This window comes from Arthrobacter sp. zg-Y919 (assembly GCF_030142045.1).
In the GTDB taxonomy this organism is placed as follows: Bacteria; Actinomycetota; Actinomycetes; order Actinomycetales; family Micrococcaceae; genus Arthrobacter_B.
This window is the reverse complement of record NZ_CP126242.1, coordinates 138,906-158,545: the sequence shown is the minus strand read 5'-3', so window position 1 is coordinate 158,545 and position 19,640 is coordinate 138,906. Positions and strand designations below refer to the sequence as shown.

Annotated in this window: 18 protein-coding genes and 3 tRNA genes; 9 read left to right on the top strand and 12 right to left on the bottom strand. The window is 65.0% G+C overall.

What is annotated here, in order from left to right:
• Positions 1-53: 53 nt before the first annotated feature.
• Entirely contained in the window at positions 54-554 is a 501-nt protein-coding gene (locus tag QNO10_RS00790; RefSeq protein ID WP_229945556.1) for an Asp23/Gls24 family envelope stress response protein, read from the bottom strand.
• 163 nt (positions 555-717) lie between these two features.
• Here QNO10_RS00790 and QNO10_RS00785 point away from each other — a divergent pair, with 163 nt between their 5' ends.
• Entirely contained in the window at positions 718-2,076 is a 1,359-nt protein-coding gene (locus tag QNO10_RS00785; RefSeq protein ID WP_229945558.1) for an AAA family ATPase, read from the top strand.
• Between the two features lie 302 nt (positions 2,077-2,378).
• Positions 2,379-2,924, top strand: coding sequence for a hypothetical protein (locus QNO10_RS00780; RefSeq protein WP_229945562.1), 546 nt, complete (start codon positions 2,379-2,381; stop codon positions 2,922-2,924).
• 281 nt (positions 2,925-3,205) lie between these two features.
• Here QNO10_RS00780 and QNO10_RS00775 read toward each other — a convergent pair.
• The 3 genes from QNO10_RS00775 to QNO10_RS00765 form a co-directional block, all read right to left on the bottom strand.
• Positions 3,206-3,281: transfer RNA gene (locus QNO10_RS00775), tRNA-Phe, on the bottom strand.
• 56 nt (positions 3,282-3,337) lie between these two features.
• Positions 3,338-3,411: transfer RNA gene (locus tag QNO10_RS00770), tRNA-Asp, on the bottom strand.
• Positions 3,412-3,471: 60 nt separating this feature from the next.
• Positions 3,472-3,544, bottom strand: a tRNA-Glu gene (locus tag QNO10_RS00765).
• A 145-nt stretch (positions 3,545-3,689) separates the two neighbouring features.
• Here QNO10_RS00765 and QNO10_RS00760 point away from each other — a divergent pair.
• Together QNO10_RS00760 and QNO10_RS00755 are read left to right on the top strand one after the other, a co-directional pair.
• A complete protein-coding gene (locus tag QNO10_RS00760; protein ID WP_229946601.1) occupies positions 3,690-4,049 on the top strand; it encodes a metallopeptidase family protein in 360 nt (119 codons plus the stop codon).
• Positions 4,050-4,058: 9 nt separating this feature from the next.
• Positions 4,059-4,988, top strand: coding sequence for a cation diffusion facilitator family transporter (locus tag QNO10_RS00755; RefSeq protein ID WP_229945564.1), 930 nt, complete (start codon positions 4,059-4,061; stop codon positions 4,986-4,988).
• A gap of 34 nt (positions 4,989-5,022) precedes the next feature.
• Here the strand turns inward: QNO10_RS00755 and QNO10_RS00750 are convergent, their stop codons facing one another.
• Positions 5,023-6,027 (bottom strand): universal stress protein, encoded by a 1,005-nt coding sequence (locus QNO10_RS00750; RefSeq protein WP_229945566.1) that lies wholly within the window; start codon positions 6,025-6,027, stop codon positions 5,023-5,025.
• A 187-nt stretch (positions 6,028-6,214) separates the two neighbouring features.
• Between QNO10_RS00750 and QNO10_RS00745 the strand changes: the two genes are divergently transcribed.
• Complete coding sequence (locus tag QNO10_RS00745) at positions 6,215-6,853, top strand: NAD(P)/FAD-dependent oxidoreductase (protein ID WP_229945568.1); 639 nt, start codon at positions 6,215-6,217, stop codon at positions 6,851-6,853.
• 21 nt (positions 6,854-6,874) lie between these two features.
• On the opposite strand, the gene QNO10_RS00740 is transcribed toward QNO10_RS00745, so the two are convergent.
• Entirely contained in the window at positions 6,875-7,507 is a 633-nt protein-coding gene (locus tag QNO10_RS00740) for a copper resistance CopC family protein (RefSeq protein WP_284162275.1), read from the bottom strand.
• A 122-nt stretch (positions 7,508-7,629) separates the two neighbouring features.
• Between QNO10_RS00740 and QNO10_RS00735 the strand changes: the two genes are divergently transcribed.
• Entirely contained in the window at positions 7,630-9,060 is a 1,431-nt protein-coding gene (locus QNO10_RS00735) for an NCS2 family permease (RefSeq protein WP_229945570.1), read from the top strand.
• Positions 9,061-9,150: 90 nt separating this feature from the next.
• Here QNO10_RS00735 and QNO10_RS00730 read toward each other — a convergent pair whose 3' ends face one another.
• The 6 genes from QNO10_RS00730 to QNO10_RS00705 form a co-directional block, all read right to left on the bottom strand.
• On the bottom strand, positions 9,151-11,358 hold the full coding sequence (locus QNO10_RS00730; protein WP_229945573.1) for a catalase: 2,208 nt from the start codon (positions 11,356-11,358) through the stop codon (positions 9,151-9,153).
• Between the two features lie 122 nt (positions 11,359-11,480).
• Positions 11,481-12,365: a spermidine synthase gene (locus QNO10_RS00725; RefSeq protein ID WP_229945577.1), complete on the bottom strand. Its 885-nt coding sequence runs from the start codon at positions 12,363-12,365 to the stop codon at positions 11,481-11,483.
• Positions 12,365-12,877 (bottom strand): GNAT family N-acetyltransferase, encoded by a 513-nt coding sequence (locus tag QNO10_RS00720; protein ID WP_229945580.1) that lies wholly within the window; start codon positions 12,875-12,877, stop codon positions 12,365-12,367. The genes QNO10_RS00725 and QNO10_RS00720 overlap by 1 nt, the downstream gene beginning before the upstream one ends.
• A gap of 52 nt (positions 12,878-12,929) precedes the next feature.
• Positions 12,930-13,580, bottom strand: coding sequence for an O-methyltransferase (locus tag QNO10_RS00715; RefSeq protein ID WP_229945583.1), 651 nt, complete (start codon positions 13,578-13,580; stop codon positions 12,930-12,932).
• A gap of 35 nt (positions 13,581-13,615) precedes the next feature.
• Positions 13,616-13,966 carry a thiamine-binding protein gene (locus QNO10_RS00710; RefSeq protein WP_229945586.1) on the bottom strand — a complete coding sequence of 117 codons (351 nt, stop codon included), beginning with the start codon at positions 13,964-13,966 and terminating at the stop codon, positions 13,616-13,618.
• Between the two features lie 77 nt (positions 13,967-14,043).
• On the bottom strand, positions 14,044-15,558 hold the full coding sequence (locus tag QNO10_RS00705) for an amino acid permease (RefSeq protein WP_229945589.1): 1,515 nt from the start codon (positions 15,556-15,558) through the stop codon (positions 14,044-14,046).
• A 241-nt stretch (positions 15,559-15,799) separates the two neighbouring features.
• Between QNO10_RS00705 and pta the strand changes: the two genes are divergently transcribed.
• The 3 genes from pta (at position 15,800) to QNO10_RS00690 (ending at position 19,587) form a co-directional block, all read left to right on the top strand.
• Complete coding sequence (pta, locus tag QNO10_RS00700) at positions 15,800-17,872, top strand: phosphate acetyltransferase (RefSeq protein ID WP_229946607.1); 2,073 nt, start codon at positions 15,800-15,802, stop codon at positions 17,870-17,872.
• Positions 17,873-19,018 carry an acetate/propionate family kinase gene (locus tag QNO10_RS00695; protein WP_229945591.1) on the top strand — a complete coding sequence of 382 codons (1,146 nt, stop codon included), beginning with the start codon at positions 17,873-17,875 and terminating at the stop codon, positions 19,016-19,018.
• Between the two features lie 122 nt (positions 19,019-19,140).
• The gene (locus tag QNO10_RS00690; protein WP_229945594.1) at positions 19,141-19,587 is read left to right on the top strand and encodes a hypothetical protein; all 447 of its coding nucleotides are present in this window, start codon (positions 19,141-19,143) and stop codon (positions 19,585-19,587) included.
• Positions 19,588-19,640: the final 53 nt, after the last annotated feature.

The following is a 19,640-nucleotide window of genomic DNA, read 5'->3' as shown; positions in this document are numbered from 1 at the left end:
GCCTTCTTGCCTGACGCATCACCGGTACGTCCTGGGTGGAACGTGCTGAAAGCCTATACCGCTTTGGCTCCGGAGACCGGTACGGGAGCGGGCGGATCGGTGGGAAGGTGCACGTCGGAGATTTCCACGTTGACCTCGACGACGCGGAGACCCACAAGTTCCTCCACCGCTCCGTAAACGGCGGCACGGACGTTGTTCGCGACGACGGTCAGGGCATTTCCGTAGGCGGCGACGAGGCTGATATCCACGGCGACTTCACGCTCGCCGACTTCCACATGGACGCCGGACGTGGCGTTTGTTCCGCCGACGGCGTCGCGCACCGCGCCGAGCGCCCGCCCCGAAGGATTGCCGAGCGTAAAGACGCCGGGAACAGCCCGGGCTGCAATTGCGGCGACCTTGGCCACCGCCTGTTCACTGATGGATGTCCGGCCGCCGACGGCGGCAGGGACGCCGTCGGCGTCGGCATACGCGGCGGGTGCGGGCGGGGCGGGTGCAGGCACGGCTGGTGCCGCAGTGACGGAAGCGTTCGCTGAAGTGTTCCGGGGCTCATCCATGGGTTCAGCGTATCCCGGGGGCGGAACGTTGTGCAGGCCGCAGCGGCTGCAGCTGTTCCGGGCCTTTCGGGGCGGCCCCCGGCACCCTCATGAGTCCCGTCGGCCCGCAGGCAGGTTCGATCCCGACGCGCGACCCTCCAATTTCCAGTGAACGAGACTCGCGATGCAGATGATATATCGTGTCTTCGAGTTGCTAGCCATCCCGGTTGGTGAATTTCAGGTGATATCAGCTTTGGGGGATCTTGTGGCAATTGACCACGCAAAGACAATCAGCAGGATCCAAGCTGCAGGAGTTTTAGGGGAATTCTCCTATGATCTTGCATTCCCCGACAGCACTGACAACGGTCGAATGCGTGTCATCTATGCCCCGAATGGCAGAGGTAAGACCAATCTCCTGCGCGGGATCGCTTCCATGTTGACACCCACGCCAGAGGCGCTGCAGACACTTATAGACATTCCAATTACAAGCCTTAAAATCGACTTTTATAGCGGCGGATGGGCACAGTTAGTCCGGGATAGAGCTGAACTGGGATCATTCGAGATCAGTGTATGTCTGGCGCCAGAAGGTCCAATACAAACCGTTCATATTGACCCAGCTGACTTTGCTGGGCGTCTGTATCGCCGAGTTTGGGATGAGCGCAAGGAGTATGTCCAGTTCGCGAAATCGATGGCCGAATTGAGCAGAGGCGCTGTATACATCGGTGATGATCGCCTGGCCCTTCAAATGGATGATGGTCACGACTCCCTTCGAAGCGACACAGGACGTTTAGCTTCAAGGCGTCGAGGTGCAGTATCAAGTCTGTTGCAAACAGTGGAACGCATGCTTACCCGAGCTGCAATCGGTGGACTATCCCGTGGGGGAAGTGAAGCAGGGGTCTACGAACAGATAACGCAAACCACGCTTCAGGGAAAGACTGCATTAACTACGACTGGTGCGCGGGAAGCGCTTGAACAACAGATCGACCGCCTGCTGTCTGCCGGCAGTCCCTTGCAAGAGTACGGATTACTCAATCTCCGGCAAGTCCGCAATGTGGCTACTCAGATCAGGAACACTCGAGCAAATAGCCGGCAACTTCCAGTAATTCATCAGATTCTTGAACCTTATTTTGAAAGTCTTGAAGACCAAATCGAAGCTATGACTACGGTTCACAATCTTATCGATACCTACGTGACGGGCGTCAATAAATTTCTGGATCGAAAGAGCCTCCGATTCACAGCTGCCGATGGCATCAGCCTGGTAGACAGGCACGGGGAACCACTTGATCCGGAGAGCCTCTCGAGCGGCGAGCGTCACCTCATTGTTCTTCTGTCCCGCGCCGTCCTGGCCACGGCAGATGAGAGCCTGCTCCTCATCGACGAGCCTGAAATCTCTCTCGGGATTGAATGGCAGCGGGATCTTCTCCCCGAGCTGCTGAGATGCAGTCGGTCCAGCAATGTTCAGTTCGTCGTGGCTTCACATTCGTTGCAGGTAATGAATGCCGTCGCCCGGGAGACGATAATTCAGCCGAGCGAAAAGGCATGAAAGAGCCTACTTCGGTCCCGCGAATGAATCTTGGCGAGTTCTTGCTGGGGGTCGATCTCACTAGTACTCGATACCTGATTGTGGAGGGGCGAAATGACTCCCGGTTTTTTCGTGCTTGGTCAGCGGATATGCCAAATCCTGACTCTCTCGAAGTAACGTGCGTGGAAGATTTGGATGTTCCTGCTAGTTGTCTGGTCGACGCCGGCCTCAACGACGGAAACCGGAGCAGGGTAATTTTTGTCGCCCGAGAGGCCGAAGAATTAGCGCGAACGAGTCCGACAATCGTTTCGCATCTTCGTTGCGTGGCGGACCGCGACACTGGATACGGTATTGAGGAGCACCAGTACGCAACGCTGCTTTGGACCGACTACCCCTCCTTGGAAAGCTACGCCGCTGATATACCCACGCTTGAGCGGGCTAATCTCCTTAGTTTTGCGGGACGGTTGCCGCCCGCCAGGGAAGTGTTTGAAGGTCTACGACATGCCTTACGAGAACTGTACGCAGTACGCGCGAAGCACCCCCACCTTAAGCAACCAAACTATGACGCAGGGTTCCCAAAGAAAGGTAAGGATCTATCAAAGTTCGAAGTCGCCAAGACCGTGGATCCTTCGATTGCGTCTGCGTGTGCCAAATACGACCGCTCCTCCGAAGAAGACGTTCGTCGGTACGCCTACGGTCACGACATAGCGGCCCTTCTATTAGCTGTCTACGGTAAAGAGCTCAAAAAGAACGCTGGATTACATACTCCCGATGCCGTGGAGGGAGCACTGAAGAGCGCGGTTCAGGCAGTCGGTTCATACAAGTCGGAGCCCCTGTTCGTTAGACTGGCCGACTGGTTAGTGGCGTAATTTCCGGCGAATAGATTGTTTTGTTACTTAAAACTGACAGGAACCTTCCAACCGTCCCGCCGCCGGCAAGGGCGCAGAGAACTGATATCTACCAGGCTTCAGCGCCTGGGGAAGGCTGCCATAGCCGCGTGGAGGAGGGGATAGAACGCCTGGCCCGCTTGGCAGTCGAGATCCGCGGCCGCCGCGACCCCGTCGTCCGCGACATCAGCAGACGGCAGCCCGTCAGCGGGCAAAAGAAAAACCCCGTCCTGTCTCCTGCGAGACAGCTACGGGGTTTTAGCTGGTGGCTCCGACCGGCGTCGATCCGGTGACCTTTCGATTTTCAGTCGAACGCTCTACCAACTGAGCTACAGAGCCTGGCATCATCAACCGATGATCACCGAGATCTTCCAAATCGCTTCAGAAAATCTGAGCGACCCTGACGGGACTTGAACCCGCGACCTCCGCCGTGACAGGGCGGCGCGCTAACCAGCTGCGCTACAGGGCCTTGCTTTTCACGAGTGTAAACTCTACCAGATTCTCACCGGCTTGATTTACCACTCCTGAGTACCCCCAACGGGATTCGAACCCGTGCCGCCGCCGTGAAAGGGCGGTGTCCTAGGCCGCTAGACGATGGGGGCCAACAGAACACACATGGTTTGAAGCGGCTGGATTCCAGTCGTTTCTCTCCGTTGTGGACCTCTAAAACTATAGGGCCTAATTCCGGAATATCCAAAACCGTACGGGTGAGTGCTGCGCCACTACAGTGGAGGGGTGCCAATCGAGATGAACCCGGACGAGTTCGACGCCTGCGTGGAAGCAGCCCTCGACTCCATTCCGGCGGATCTGTCCCGCGCCATGAACAACGTGGCCGTCTTCATCGAGGACGAGTATCTGCCCGGACCGCATGAAGATCCGGACACCGAGCTGCTGGGCGTCTACGAGGGAACACCGCTGACCGAGCGGGATTCCTGGTGGGACGCGGGTTCGCTGCCGGACCGGATTGTGGTGTTCCGCGGGCCGCTGCTGCGGATGTGCGGAAGCCGGGAGGAAGTAGTGGACGAGGTCCGGATCACCGTCATCCATGAGGTAGCCCACCACTTCGGCATCAACGACGAGCGGCTGCACGAACTGGGCTGGGGCTAGCCTTTAACCATGAGCGGGCATCACGGGCACAGCCACGGGCTGGGCATAGTCACGGCGACCGGTAAACACCGGCAGCGCCTCCTGATCGTTTTCCTCATTACCATCTCCGTGGTCCTCATCCAGGTGGCCGGAGCCCTGTTCTCGGGATCGCTGGCACTCCTGGCCGACGCGGGCCACATGCTTTCCGACGCCGCCGGTGTCTCCATTGCCCTCGTAGCGGCCTGGCTTGCCGCACGTCCTGCCACGTCCCGGCGGACCTACGGCTACCAGCGGGCCGAGGTCCTGGCCGCGCTGGCCAATGCGGTGCTTCTGATCGTTATAGCGGTGGTGATCTTTGTCGAGGCGCTGGGCCGGCTGGGCGGCACTCCCGACGTCGACACCGGGCTGATGCTGCCCTTCGCCATCGTGGGCGGCCTGGCGAACCTCGTCTCCCTGCTGGTGCTGCATGCCGGCCGGAAGGACTCCCTGAACGTCCGGGGCGCCTATCTGGAGGTACTGGGCGATCTACTGGGCTCTGCGGCGGTGGTGGTGTCCGCCGTCGTCATTATGACCACGGGCTACCAGCAGGCCGACACCTGGGCCTCCATCCTGATTGCCGTGATGATCCTGCCGCGTGCCTGGTCACTGCTGCGCGAGGTCATCGATGTGCTGCTCGAGGCCACCCCGCAGGGGGTGGATGTTGGGCTGATCCGGGACCACATCGTCTCGGTGGACGGTGTGTCCGATGCGCACGACATCCATATCTGGACCATCACCTCAGGGGTTCCGGTGTTCTCGGCACATGTGGTGGTGGAGGAGGAGCACCTGACCCCGGACGGGCTGGACCTGGTGCTGGACCGGCTGACCCGGTGCCTCAGCAGCCATTTCGACACCGACCACTGCACGTTCCAGCTCGAGCCGGCCAGCCACGCGGTCCACGAAGGCCAGCAGCACGCATAGGCGCTTCACCCGGCCGCTATCCGGCGACCGGCAGCTATTCGGCGATCATCGGCCCAAAGTTCGCCCGGTCCAGCAGCCGCGGATCATCGTGGTCCGGCACCACCATGAGCGGACCCTTGGCGTGGTGCATCACGCTCTGGCTGGTGGAGCCCAGCAGCATGCCGGCGAAGCCGCCGCGGCCGCGGGTGCCCAGCACCAGCAGTTCAACCCTTGCCGTGCGTTCCACCAGAATCTCCGACGGGGTGCCGTCCACCAGTTCAACGGTCATTTCCAATCCCGGGAAATGGCTCTGCAGCCAGTCCCGGCCGGCGTCGAGCTGTTCACGCAGTTCCGCATGCAGCGCCTCGATGTCCAAGGGGGCAGGCACCCAGGCGAGCGAGCCGGTGAACGGCGGCAGCGCACATAGGATGCGCAGCGGCAGGCCCATGCTCCGGGCCTGCTCTGCGGCCACCAGGGACGCGGCACGGCCCTGTTCCGAACCGTCCACACCCACAACGACGGCGTGGTGGACGGCGTCGGGGTCCGGTGAGTTGGCCGGGGGCCGTATCCCGGAATCCGGCAGCCGTCCCGCAGTCCGCAGCGGCACGACGACGGTGGGGCATTTCGCATGCGCCGGCAGGGCACTGGAGACGGAGCCCAGCAGGCGTCCAACAAATCCGCCGCGGCCGCGCGAGCCAACCACCATGAGGTCGGCGTCTTCGGAGAGCTCCAGCAGGACGGCAGCCGCGTCTCCGGTCTCCACCCGCGGTATCACTTCCACCCCGTAGTGGCTGATCCGCTCAATGGCCTCGTCCAGCACCTGCTGGGCGCCGTCCCGGATCATCGCGTCATCAACAGTGGTGTAGCCGGCATCCATGGAGGACGCCGCGAAGATGGGCACCGTATAGGCGGTCACCACGTGCAGCGGACACTGCCGCCGTCGTGCCTCCCGTGCCGCCCAGAAGAGGGCGCAGATGCTTTGATCGGATCCGTCCACGCCGACGACAATGCCCGCAGGTCCGTCCTCGCCGGCCCCGGCACCCCAGGTCGAATCAGTCATATGCCGCTCCTTCGGGTCCCCAACCGGCGCTTCCCCCTCCGGCTGTCGTTAGCAGTAGCGTACCGCTCCGGGTACCGGCCTACGCTACCGCCCCGGGGCGGGCAGATATATGGTTCCGCCTCAGGACCCAAGCCTCTGGGGAGGTTTCGAAACCAGGAACGAAACCAGGACCGCAGGAGGACCGCCCATGAGCGAGCAAACCGGTTCCATTGAATATTCGGAGTCCCTGCATGGCGAAACCCAGCCTGAGGCAGCGCCGACCCAGCTGACCGGAGCCGTGGTGATCGGATGCGGACTCAGCGGCCTGGCCGTCGCCACTGAACTGGACCGGCAGGGGGTGGACTCCATAGTGGTCCACGGTCCGGCGCCGGCCGCAGCCACCATACGGGAGGCAGCGGTGGAGCCGGAGGTGCTCCCCGAGCGGGCCGAACTGCTTCGCCTGCTGCATGCCTACGCAGTCAGCCACCGCCTGGATGTCCGGGAGGATTCCGCAGCCCGGGAGATGACCCGGGCAGATGCCGCCGGCCTGCTGCCCACGCCCGTGGCCGGCACCGGCAAATGGGCGGTACGCACCGGCAGGGAACTGCTGCTGGCCGACTATGTGGTGCTCACCAGTTGCTCGCGGTCCGATCTGCGGAAGCTGGCACGCAGCCTGGGGGTTGGCGCCGGACCGGAAGCTGTCGCCGCACTGCGGGACATCGGGGTGTATCTGGTGGGGGTCGGCGGAAACCTGCTGCCGTCACTCCACGGGCTCGTGCGGCAGGCGAAGGCTGCTGGAACAGCCATCGCAGATGCCGCTCTTCCGGCCTGGGAGTGCCCCACATAGACGCACAGCCGCACCTAAAGATCAGTCCTCGCGGAGCCGCCGTCGGATGATCAGGGCAATCAGCACAGCCACCGCGAGCAGCACCACCGCGGCCGGCACAATCACCAGCCACGGGGAGCCGGCGTCGTCGGACTGGTTCAGCACCGGCGTCGGCGTGGTGTCGGCCGGCTGGGACGCACTGCTCGACGGGCTGTTCGACGGACTGCCCGCCGGAGCGTTGGACGGAGTGTTGGACTCAGTGCCGGTTCCGTTTCCGGCACCACCGCCCGAGACGGTGAAGCCGAACGTCCCCTCGATCGGGTGGGCATCGGAGGAAACCACCCGCCACTGCACGGTGTACTCGCCCGCGGGCGCTTCGGGGCGCACGGACTGGGTGGCGGTGTTGTCCAGGATCCGCACCTGTCCTTCGGCCCAGTCGGTCCCATCCTCAGCCAGGACCCGCACCTGGGAGCCAATGGCGGCCGGAATGCTTGAGAAGGTCAGTTCCACCGACTTCGGGGCCGCGTCCAGCACCGCGCCGGCGGCCGGGGTGCTTCCCGTGAGCTCGTCATGCGCCGCAGCGGGCGGTGCGGACACCAGCAGCCCCGCGCATAGAGCCAGCAGGAATGCCGCCGCGGCGGCGGCGAAACCGGTTTTGGAGAAGAATGTGCTCACGGTATTCATCACCGTTTCAGCCTAACCGGCCCGGGCCCGGGGCACGGACGCAGTGCCGGGATAAGATCTAAGGGCAGGATTCCGTCACTATCCCACTGCTGGTTCCATTCAGAGGACGCGCCATGCTCAAACAAGGTTCAAAGCTGGACCGTTACTTCGAAATCACCAAGCGGGGTTCCTCCGTATCAACCGAAATACGCGGCGGCCTGGCCACGTTCTTCGCCATGAGTTACATCGTGGTCCTCAACCCGCTGATCCTCGGCGGCGAGGATTCGATGGGCAACACCATGCCCGGACCGGCAATCGCCGCGGGAACCGCACTGGTGGCGGGCATCCTGACGCTCATCATGGGCATCTGGGCCAAGCACCCCTTCGCCATTGCCACCGGTTTGGGCGTCAATGCCTTCATAGCCGTCACGGTCGCCTCGAATGAGGGACTGACCTGGCCGGATGTGATGGGACTGGTGGTGATTGCCGGCCTGGCGATGGTGATCCTGGTCCTTACCGGTTTCCGCACCGCAGTCTTCCGGGCCGTTCCGCCCAGCCTGAAAACCGCCATCGTGGTGGGCATCGGCTTGTTTGTGGCGCTGGTCGGTCTGGTCAATGCCGGCTTTGTCCGGCGTAACCCGGATGCGGCCGGCACCACCGTTCCGCTCGGCCTGGGCAACGGCGGCCAACTGCTGGGGTGGCCCACGCTGGTGTTCGTCTTTGGCCTGCTGCTGACCATCGTGCTGATGGCGCGCAAGGTCCGCGGCGCGATCCTCATCGGGATTGTCGCCTCCACCATTTTCGCCGTCATCGTCGAATGGCTCGCCGAACCGGGCAGCCAGGGTGCCGGCGTGGCTACCGGATGGTCGCTGGTGACCCCGAGCATGCCCCAGTGGGCTGCACCTGACCTCTCCCTGATCGGCGATGTCAGCCTGGTGGGCTCCTTCCAGACCCTGGGCGGAGTTGCCGCCACCCTGCTGGTCTTCGTGATCCTCCTCAGCATCTTCTTCGACGCGATGGGCACCATGGTGGGCCTTGCCACCGAGGCAGGGAGCATCGACAAGGACGGCAACATCCCCCTCGTGGAGCGTGTCCTCCTGGTCGACGCCGCAGGCGCGGTGGCCGGCGGCGGTGCCGGCGTCTCCTCCAACCAGATTTTCGTGGAATCCGGCGCGGGCATCGGCGAGGGCGCACGCACCGGCCTGGCCTCCGTAGTGACGGGCCTGCTGTTCATCGTGGCCATGTTCCTGACCCCGCTGATCTACCTGGTTCCCTTCGAGGCCGTGGCACCCGCCCTGGTGGTGGTGGGCTACCTGATGGTCTCCCAGGTGGGCAAGATCGACTGGAGCGACATCGGGCTCGCCCTGCCGTCCTTCCTGACCTTCACGATGATGCCGTTCACGTACTCGATTGCTGACGGCCTGGGTGCCGGATTCATTTCCTTCACCCTCATCCGCCTCTTCCAGGGCCGGGGCCGGGAAGTCCACCCCCTGATGTACGTGGTGGCTGCGGCATTCGCCCTGTTCTTCGGCATCGGTCCCATCAGGGAAATAGCGGGAATCTAGGCGGGACGTTCACCTGTACCGCTAAGGGATCCCCGGCCGCAGCCGGGGATCCCTTCTGTTTACCGGCTTCGGCACCGGCCGCCAGGTCAGCTAGGCAGTGGGAAAACGCTCCCACACCCGGTGCTTGGCCAGCAGCGCGGTCAGTCCGGCGGCTACGTCAGCACCGGCCCCCACGACGACGCCGGGTGCCTCAACCGGAACGCCGGCCGCCTGCAGCACGGCAGCGCCGTTGCCCCAGGCGCCGATGGCCTTGGCGTGGCGGAACGCTTCGGTCAGCAGCAGGGTGATGCGCGGGTCCACCGAGGGGTGCCCCTCGGGGTTTCCGGCCTTGGCATCCAGGCTGTCGACGGCGTCGGGGGCCGGGGCACCCGAGGCTGCCACCACCACGGCGTCGAACTCGGTGGAGCGGGCGGTGAGGTAGGTCCGCTGAACGGTCACCGCGCCGCCAAGCTTGCCGCCGTGCGGAGCAACAACCAGCGGCACCATGCCTTCGGCGTCCACTGCAGCCAGCACCTCGGCCAGGGCGTCCAGATCGGTGGATTCATCGGCGATGACGCCGATCATGCGGCCGGCCACCGGCCACGATCCGCCCAGCTGGCTCAGTGCAGGGCTCGGTTCCGTGTCCTCGACGGCAACGTTGGGTGCCGGTGCCTCCAGGCCCAGGCCCGTGGCCACTTCCGAGGCCAGACGCTCGTCAATGTTAGCCAGCGACTGCAGCTGGCGCAGCCGGATGTTTTCCTCATAGCACTTGCCCAGTTCAAACGTGTAGGCCTGGACCACGTGATCCTGCTCCACGGGGGTCAGGGAGCGGAAGAACATCCGGACCTGGCTGTAGTGGTCGTCAAAGGTGGCCGGATTCTCACGGACCTTGCGGGCCGCAGGCACCTCGACGGGAACATCGATGAAGGCACTCATGTCCGCTCCGGCCATAAAGGGGCAGCCGCCGTCGAGCGAATTGGGCTGGTACGGCGCCACGCCGGAATGGTCCGCACTCTGGTGGAACCCGTCCCGGAGCATGTCGTTGACCGGTGCATGCGGGCGGTTGATGGGGATCTGGCTGAAGTTCGGGCCGCCCAGCCGGGTCAGCTGCGTGTCGATGTAGGAGAACAGCCGGCCCTGCAGCAGCGGGTCGTTGGTGACGTCGATACCCGGCACCAGGTGCCCCGGGTGGAAGGCCACCTGCTCGGTTTCGGCGAAGAAGTTCGTGACATTGGCGTTCAGGGTCATGGTGCCGATGACCTGTACCGGTGCCAGCTCCTCGGGAACGAGCTTGGTCGGGTCCAGCAGGTCAATGCCCTCGAACATTTCATCTTCGGTGTCGGGGAAGACCTGGATACCCAGGTCCCACTGCGGGAAGGCGCCGGCTTCAATGGAGTCGGCGAGGTCGCGGCGGTGGAAGTCCGGATCCATGCCGTTGATGATCTGCGCTTCTTCCCAGACCAGCGAGTGCACACCCTGGCGGGGCTTCCAGTGGAACTTCACCAGCGTGGTTTCGCCCTTGGCGTTGACCAGCCGGAAGGTGTGGACGCCGAAGCCCTCCATGGTGCGGTAAGACCGCGGAATGCCCCTGTCGGACATGTTCCACATGGTGTGGTGCTGCGCCTCGGTGTGGAGGGAAACGAAGTCCCAGAAGGTGTCGTGCGCACTCTGGGCCTGCGGGATTTCACGGTCCGGGTGGGGCTTGCCGGCGTGGATGACGTCGGGGAATTTGATGGCGTCCTGGATGAAGAACACCGGAATGTTGTTGGCAACCAGGTCGTAGTTGCCCTCGTCCGTGTAGAACTTGGTGCTGAAGCCGCGGGTATCCCGGACTGTGTCCGCGGAACCGCGGGAGCCCAGCACGGTGGAGAAGCGAACAAAGACCGGGGTTTCCACGCCCTTGGCCAGGAACCCGGCCTGCGTGACTCCTTCGGCGGCGCCGTTGGCGGTGAACACACCGTGGGCGGCAGCGCCGCGGGCGTGGACCACACGCTCGGGAATGCGCTCATGGTCAAAGTGGGTGATTTTCTCCCGGAGGTGGTGGTCCTGCAGCAGCACCGGTCCACGGGGGCCGGCCTTCAAGGAGTGGTCGGTGTCCCGCACGCGCACACCCTGGGCGGTGGTGAGAAATTGTCCGCTTTGCGCGTTGGAGGTCTTCGGCGCCCCGGTGTCCACACCCGTGGCGGAAACGGTCGCCGGTCCATCCTGATCCGGCTTGGGCGGCAGCGGTTCGCGTGGCTGCGTCGGTTCGGCCAATTCGGGGGCCTGGGGCGCCGGTGCGCCCGGGACGGACAGGTCGGTTTTGCTCTTGCTGAACATGTAAGCCTCCATCGTGGTTGGTCCAGCCGCCGCCCGAAGGCCGCGGCCATCTACCCACCCTACTGAAGTAAGCATGCTGACTGTTAGCCGGAGACTGAGCCGTCCTTCGACTCCCGTGGGCGCTACAAGCGGCGGGTGCCCACCGGCCGCTCTGCCGGCTCAACGGCGTCATGGAGGGGGCGGGAACCTGCCGCGAAGCTGCGTACTTTTTCATCCGCCCACAGGTGTGCGGGGACCGCTCCCCCCAGCAGGGCCCGGGGCAGGGACGGATCCTCCGCGAACGGGGTGTCACTGCCGGCCAGGATGATGTTGCCGTACCGGCGGCCCTTGAGCATTGCCGGATCGGCAATTGCCGCCGTGTACTCGAAGGCCGCGCAGATGGTTGCCGCTTCGGCCCGTGCACCGCGCAGGTCCGGAGTGTCACCGCAGTTGACCACGTACACGCCGCCCGGGGCCAGCACGCGGGCCACGTGGGCGGTGAATTCGGCCGTCGTCAACGGCACGGGCGTCTTGGCCCCGGCAAAGACATCCCGGATCACCAGGTCGCGGCTGTCTTCGTGCAGGGTTTCCGTGACGGCCCGCGCCTCCCCCACCCGCAGCCGCAGCAGCGGCGCCCGGGGCAGGTCGAACCAGCCGCGGACCAGCTCGGCGAGGCGTCCGTCCAACTCGACCGCCACCTGCCGCGCGCCGGGATACACCGCGGAGAAGTACCGGGCGAGCGAACACGCCGCGGCACCGAGGTGCAGGGCGCGGAGGGAGGCGTCCGGGCGCCAGCGCGATTCCACCAGGGCGGCGATCCAGCGCATGTATTCGAAGTCCAGGTGGCGGGGGTCCGCCAGGTCGATGTGGGAGCTGTGCACCCCGTTGACCATCAGGATCCAGCCGTCCGGGCTGAGGGAATCCGGAACCAGTTCGCAGGTTCCGGTATCAATGGGATAGGTCCCGGCTACCGGGCCTGTCCCTGCGGCTGCTTCAACCGGGTCCTTACCCGGGCGCTTGCGGCCCATCAGCTCCTCACCATCCGGATCTCAACCATGCCCGTACCGGCCCAGACCTGCGGCAGGTCCTTTTTCAGTCCATCCGCCACGAAGCCGTTGCGCCGGTAGAACGCCTGGGCGCGCACGTTATCCTCCAGCACCCAGACGTAGGCGGGATCGGTTTCCAGCGCGTGCTCCAGCAGGGCCTGGCCAACGCCCGTGCCGTACGCTTCCGCCAGGACGTAAATGGACCAGAGTTCCAGCGGTACCTCCACGTCACTGTCCCGGGCGGGACCGGCGGACGCGAAACCGAGGAGCCGGCCGTCTTCGGAGTGGGCCAACCAGTTTCGAATGGCCGGATCCGATGCCTGTTGGGCCAGGGCTGCCCGCCGGAATTCGACGGCGGCGCTCCGGTCCGCTTCCCGGCGCTGGAACACCTCCTCCCCCAGCACGTGGGCGTAGCTCTCCCGCCAGGACTGCAGATGGACGGACACGAAGTCCTCGGCGTCGCCGGGGGCTGCGCGCCGGATACTGAAACTCATACCTCCAGCTTAGGGCGGGACAGGACTCCGCTCCGGCCGACGGCAGCGGAAATCACAGCACCAGGGCGAGTGCGAACCCATCCCACCCTTTCGTCCCCACCGTCTGCAGGGCAGTGGCATCCAGGCTCGGATGCGACCCCAGGATGTCCACGGCTGCCCGCGTGCCCTGCACGGCGTCATCGCCGTCCGGGTCCAGGATGCTGCCGCCGCGGACCACGTTGTCCACAACGATTACGCTCCCCGGATGGGAAAGCTTGACCGCCCACTCCAGATAGGCGGGGTTGTTGACCTTGTCTGCGTCGATGAAGAACAGATCGAATGGTTCCGACTCCGCAAGTTCCGGCAGGGTATCCAGGGCAGCCCCCACCCGGATGGTGACGCGGTCCAGGAGCCCGGCAGCGGCCAGGTTGGCACGGGCCACCTCCGCATGGCGGGGCTCATACTCGCACGTGACCAGTTCACCGCCGTCGGGCAGTGCCCGGGCCAGCCACGCCGTACTGAACCCGCCCAGGGTGCCGATTTCCAGGATCCGCCGCGCACCGGAGATCCGGGCGAGGAGCATCAGGAATTTGCCCTGCGCTGCCGACACTTCTATTGGTGGAAGCCCGGCTGCAGTGGTCGCGGCAACGATGGCCTGCAGTTGGCCGTCCGGCCGGACCACGCGGTTACCCAGATACTCCTCGACCTGTGCCCACTGCTGCATGGTCTTCCTCCTGTCCGCGCCGGCACGTCCGGCAGCTACGCGTGCCCGCCGTACTCGTCCATTTCACCCAGCGCCTGTTCCAGCCGTTCCACCTTGCCGGCCAGTTCGCCGGTGTGTCCCGGCCGGATATCCGCCTTGAGCACCAGTGAGACGCGGCTGCCGTACTGGCCCACGGCTTCCGTGGCGCGGCGGATAACATCCATGACCTCGTCCCACTCGCCTTCAAGGGTTGTGAACATGGCGTCAGTGGAATTCGGTAGGCCGGACTCCCGGACGATTTTGACGGCGGCGGCCACGGCATCGTGCACGGAGGCATCCGGGGAAGGACCGCCGGCGGGTGTCTGCGGGCCGGTACCGGAGGGAGCGACGGAGAAGGCTGCGAGCATCTGCCCAGTGTGCCACTCGACGCACGAAAAGGCCCGCGCACGCTGTGGTCAGCGTGCGCGGGCCTGATGGACCGGAACTAGACGGACGTATCCGTGGGTGCGCCGGCGGCGGCGACGTTCTGGAACTTCTCGTTCAGACGGGAATGCCGGTGGCCGTAAGCGAAGTACAGCAGGAAGCCCATGAGCAGCCAGCCCGCGAAGTAGATCCAGGTCTCGACGGCCAGATTGGTCATCAGGTACAGGCAAAGAACGGCCGAGAGGACCGGGATCACCGGACCGAAGGGGACCCGGAAGGCGGGGCGCAGGTCCGGGCGCTTCTTCCGCAGCACCAGGATGCCCAGGCTGACCACCACGAAGGCGGAGAGGGTACCAATGTTGATCATTTCCTCGAGCACGTCCACCCGCGTGAACCCGGCCACCACGGCAACCAGGACACCGAGGAGAATCTGCAGCCGCGCCGGCGTGGAGTGCTTGTCGCTGGTCCGGGAGAGCGAGCGCGGCAGCAGGCCGTCCCGGGACATTGCCAGCACCACGCGGGCCAGGCCCATGAGCAGCACCATAATCACGGTGGTCAGGCCGATCAGGGATCCGACGGCGATGACCGATGCCGCACCGGTGTTGCCCACCAGAGCAAAGGCCGTTGCGAGGTTGGGGTCTTCGGCCGCAGCCAGGGCGGTGTACGGGACCATACCGGTCAGTGCCAGCGAAACGCCGATGTACAGCAGGGTGACCACGGCCAGGCCTGCGAAGATACCCCGCGGAAGGGTTTTGCCCGGGTCCTTGACCTCTTCGGCGGAAGTGGCCACCACATCAAAGCCGATGAAGGCGAAGAACACGATGGCAGCGCCGGCAAAGACACCCAACAGTCCGTACTGGGCGGGAGCGGCGCCGGTAAGGAAGGAGAACAGGGACTGCTGCAGCACTCCCGAGCTTTCGCCGGTGGCCGTGGAGACCGGGTCCGGGATGAACGGCGTGTAGTTCTCCGCCTTGACGTAGAAGAAGCCGGCGACGATCACGAAGAGCACCACGCCCACCTTGATGATGGTGAAGACGTTGCCCACCCGGGCGGAAAGCTTTGTACCCATCACCAGGAGGAAGGTGAACACCGCGACAATCAGGAACGGGCCCCAGGTCAGCGAAATGACGCCCAGTTCCAGCGTGGCGGGGATGTCCCACCCAATGAGCCCAAAGACCTCACTGAGATAGATACCCCAGTACTTCGCAATCACGGCGGCTGCGGTGAACAGCTCCAGGATGAGGTTCCAGCCGATGATCCAGGCAGCCAGCTCGCCCATCGTGGCATAGGTGAACACATAGGCCGACCCTGCCACCGGGATTGCCGTGGCAAACTCGGCGTAACACATGATGGCGAGCGCGCAGGTTATCGCGGCCAGTACGAACGAAAGGGTGACAGCGGGGCCGGAGAACTGCCCGGCGGCGCGGGCACCGACCGAAAAGATCCCGGCGCCTACAGCCACCGCGACACCCATAATCATGAGGTCCCAGGTGGTGAGCGAGCGCTTCAGCCGGCGGCCGGGCTCGTCGGCATCCGCGAGGGAGCTCTCAATGGGTTTGGTACGGAAGAGACTCACGTGGTTCCTCGACTTGTCTGAGGGGAAACTAACCAAATAATCGTAGGCTGGGCCGTACGCGTGAATAATTTTAGTCTCAAATGCTGAGACTGCGCATTCCACGAAACCCCGCCTGCCGGGCACTCCACGACGCGGCTGCTGGCAAGTACCGCAGCCTTTTGGGAGGATGGATGTGACGCACACCATTCCCCCAACACCTGGGATGGCGGACCACTCCACCGCAACGATCGGACAAGCAGCTATGGCCCGCGGAATCTATGTAAGTGCCATGACGCCCGGATCCGGCAAATCCCTGATCAGCCTGGGGCTGGCAGACATGCTCGGCCGGCATGCGGACCGCGTGGGCTTCTTCCGGCCCATCGTCGAAGGTGAGGATCCGGCACAGGATCCCATGGTGGAGCTGATGCAGAGCCGCTTCAACCTGGGCCCGGCCACCTGCCGGGGTGGCCTGACCAGGGCACAGCTGCGCGCGTTGCTGGTCGCCGGAGAGCGTGGGGAGGTGGACGCCCGCTGCCTGGCCATCTACAGCGAAATCGCGGCCAACTGCGACGTTGTGATTGTCGAAGGCACCGATCTCTCCGGGCACGACGTCGCGCTGGAGTTTGACCTCAACGCCCGGCTGGCAAATGACCTGGGCACTGTGGTGCTCGCCGTCGTTAATGCCCAGGAGACGACCGCTGCGGAAACCGCCGACGCGGTGGACGTGGCCCGCCGCCAGCTGGCGGAGGCAAAGTGCGACCTGCTGGCCGTGCTGGTTAACCGGGCGGCGCCGCCCGACGTCGAGGCCATCCGCGCAGCGATGCGGCCCGGACACAGCGGACGGCCGGTGTACGTCATTCCGGAGCACAGCGAAATCTCCCAGCCCTCCATCGCCGAAGTGCAGAGCGCCCTGCAGGCGCGGCAGGTGGCCGGCAGCTCCTCCCTGGAACGGGACGTTTCGGCCGTTAAGGTTGCCGCGATGACGGTGGGCAACTTCATCCCCCAGCTCTCGGACGGCACCTTGGTGATTGTTCCGGCTGACCGGGCCGACGTGATGGTGGCGACCCTGGCCTCCTCCTTCTCCTCCGACTTCCCGGTGGCCAGCGGCATGATCCTTACCGGCGGCCTGGACGTGGAACCGGCCATCCTGGAACTGCTCGCCTCGGCACCCTTCCCGGTGTTCGAGGTCGAAGCGGACACCTATACGACCGCACGCCGGGTCAGCCGCGTCCGTGGGGAGATCTCCAGCGGCGAGCGCCGGAAGGTGGCAGCGGCACTGGGAGCCTGGTCCCGGCACGTGGACGAAGCGGAACTGCTGGAACGCCTGGCCCTTCCCCGCCCCGCAACCACCACGCCCCTGCGGTTCCTCAATGAACTGATTGTGCGGGCGCGTGCCGGCCGGCAGCGGATTGTCCTGCCGGAGGGCCTGGACGTGCGGGTCCTGCAGGCGGCGGAAATCCTCACCCGGCGGGATGTCTGTGCCCTGACCCTGCTGGGACCGGAGGGTCAGATCCGCGAACTGGCTGCCAGCGAGGGCATCGACCTCTCCAACATCAACCTCATCAATCCGGCCACCAGTGCGCTCCGGGAAGAATTTGCCCGGGAATACGCCACCCTCCGCAAGCACAAGGGCGTCACCCTCGAGGACGCGAACGAACGTATGCTGCACGGCGCATACTTCGGCACCATGATGGTCCAGCTGGGCCGGATGGACGGCATGGTCTCCGGTGCTGCGCACACCACGGCGAATACCATCCGGCCCGCACTGGAATTCATCCGCACCAAAGAGGGCGTCAAGATCGTCTCTTCGGTGTTCCTGATGCTGCTCGAGGACAGGGTCCTGGTGTACGGCGACTGCGCGGTGAATCCGGACCCGGACGCCGAGCAGCTGGCCGACATTGCCCTCGCTTCCGCAGCCACCGCCGCACAGTTCGGTGTCACGCCGCGGGTGGCCATGCTTTCCTACTCGACCGGCGCCTCGGGCACGGGCGGGTCGGTGGACCGGGTGCGGAAGGCCACCGAGCTGGTCCGCCAAGCCCGCCCGGACCTGCCGGTGGAAGGGCCCATCCAGTACGACGCCGCCGTGGACGCTTCGGTAGCCGCCTCCAAGGTACCCGGATCGTCGGTGGCCGGGCAGGCGACGGTGTTTATCTTCCCGGACCTGAATACCGGCAACAACACCTACAAGGCCGTGCAGCAGTCCGCCGGAGCCGTGGCCGTCGGCCCGATCCTGCAGGGCCTGCGCAAGCCGGTCAATGACCTCAGCCGCGGCTGCACCGTCGAAGACATCGTGAATACCGTGGCGATCACCGCGGTGCAGGCACAGGAGGATTAAATGCTGGTTCTGGTCATCAATTCCGGGTCCTCATCGTTGAAGTACCAGGTCCGGGAGACCGACACCCAGGAACTGCTGACGAAGGGCATCATCGACCGGATCGGCGATGTGGTTCCCGACCATGCCGCGGCGCTGGAAGAACTCAGCCGCCGGCTGCGGGATGAATTGGACGGACGTCCGGTCGACGCCGTCGGGCACCGGGTAGTGCACGGCGGCGAGCGCTTCAGCGAACCCGTGCTGGTCAATAACGAAATTGTCCGCTCGATTGAACGGCTCAGCCCGCTGGCTCCGCTGCATAACCCCGCCAGCGCCATGGGCATCCGGGCCGTGCACGACAAATGGCCCGATATCCCGCAGGTGGCCGTCTTTGATACCGCCTTCCACCGCACCCTGCCCGAACGCGCCTGGCGCTACGCCCTGCCCAACAGCCTGTACCGGCGCTACGGCATCCGCCGCTACGGCTTCCACGGCACCAGCTACGCCTACGTTGCGCCCGCTGCGGCCCGTTTCCTGGGCCTCGAACCCGGGGCGTTCGACGGCGTCATCGCCCATCTGGGCAACGGCGCCTCGGTGGCGGCCATCAAGGGCGGCAAGAGCATCGACACCTCCATGGGTTTCACTCCGCTGGAAGGTTTGGTGATGGGCACCCGCAGCGGCGACATTGACCCGTCCATCCTCGTTTTCCTGGCCCGGCAGGGCTACGACGCCGACGCCCTGGACGACCTGCTCAACCGGGAGTCGGGCCTGCGTGCCCTGGCCGGCGAATCCGACATGCGCAGCATCGAGGAAGCAGCCGGCAACGGCAATGAGCAGGCCCGGCTGGCGCTGGCCATCGCCGCCTACCGGCTGGCCAAGTACATCGGGGCGTACCACGTGGCCGTCGGCGGCGCGCAGGCGGTGGTCTTCACGGCAGGTATCGGCGAAAACGGGTGGATGTTCCGCGAACTGGTGGTGAACCAGCTGGGCCCGCTGGGGATCCGTCTTGATCCGGAGGCCAACCGGGCGGCCGGAAAGGAGGCCCGGCGGATCAGTTCGGCGGATTCCGCCATTTCCGTACTGGTGGTGCCCACCGACGAAGAGGAAGCCATTGCGGAGGCGACGGCCGCCGTCGTTGCGCGCAGCAAGGACGCCGCGGAGTCCTTCTGACGGCAGTTACGCACCTTTTGCACGCCGGATGGTGGAGAACCCAAGACAGCAGGGCACCGCGTTGATACGGTTGGATACCCGGTTAAGGAGCGGCCGGGGGCACCTGTCAGCGTGGAGAAGACATGGAAAAGCCCCTGCGTGTCCTGGTCCAGATAGACACCCGTAATGCCGCCGCCTCAATCGAAGTCCGGGGCGCGCTGACGGGGCCCAGCTGCGGCACGCTGTTGAACATCCTCCGGCATACCGCCACCCTCGGGGCCAACATCACCATCAACCTCACGCGCGCGGCGCGGATCGATGCCGCCGCCGTGGCCGTCTTGACCGAAGTCGCGGGCGACGTCGAACGGTCGGCGCCTGCCGATCCCCCGCTGCGGGTCCGGATCCAGCTTCCGGAGACTCCCGCCAGCCAGCCGCCAGCGGACCAGCTGCCCCTGGACAACGACGAGGCACTGGAATTAGTCCTTCGCCGGGACTCCCGCGTGCTGGCCGGCCCGCACGTCGTTCCCGACGCCGGCTGGAGCAGTGAAACCCTCCCGGACCGGCCCGTTCTTCCCGCCGGAAACCCCTAGCCGCCCCGCATTTCCTGCCGCCACTGGGTGCACCCCTCCGAACCGCCGCCCGT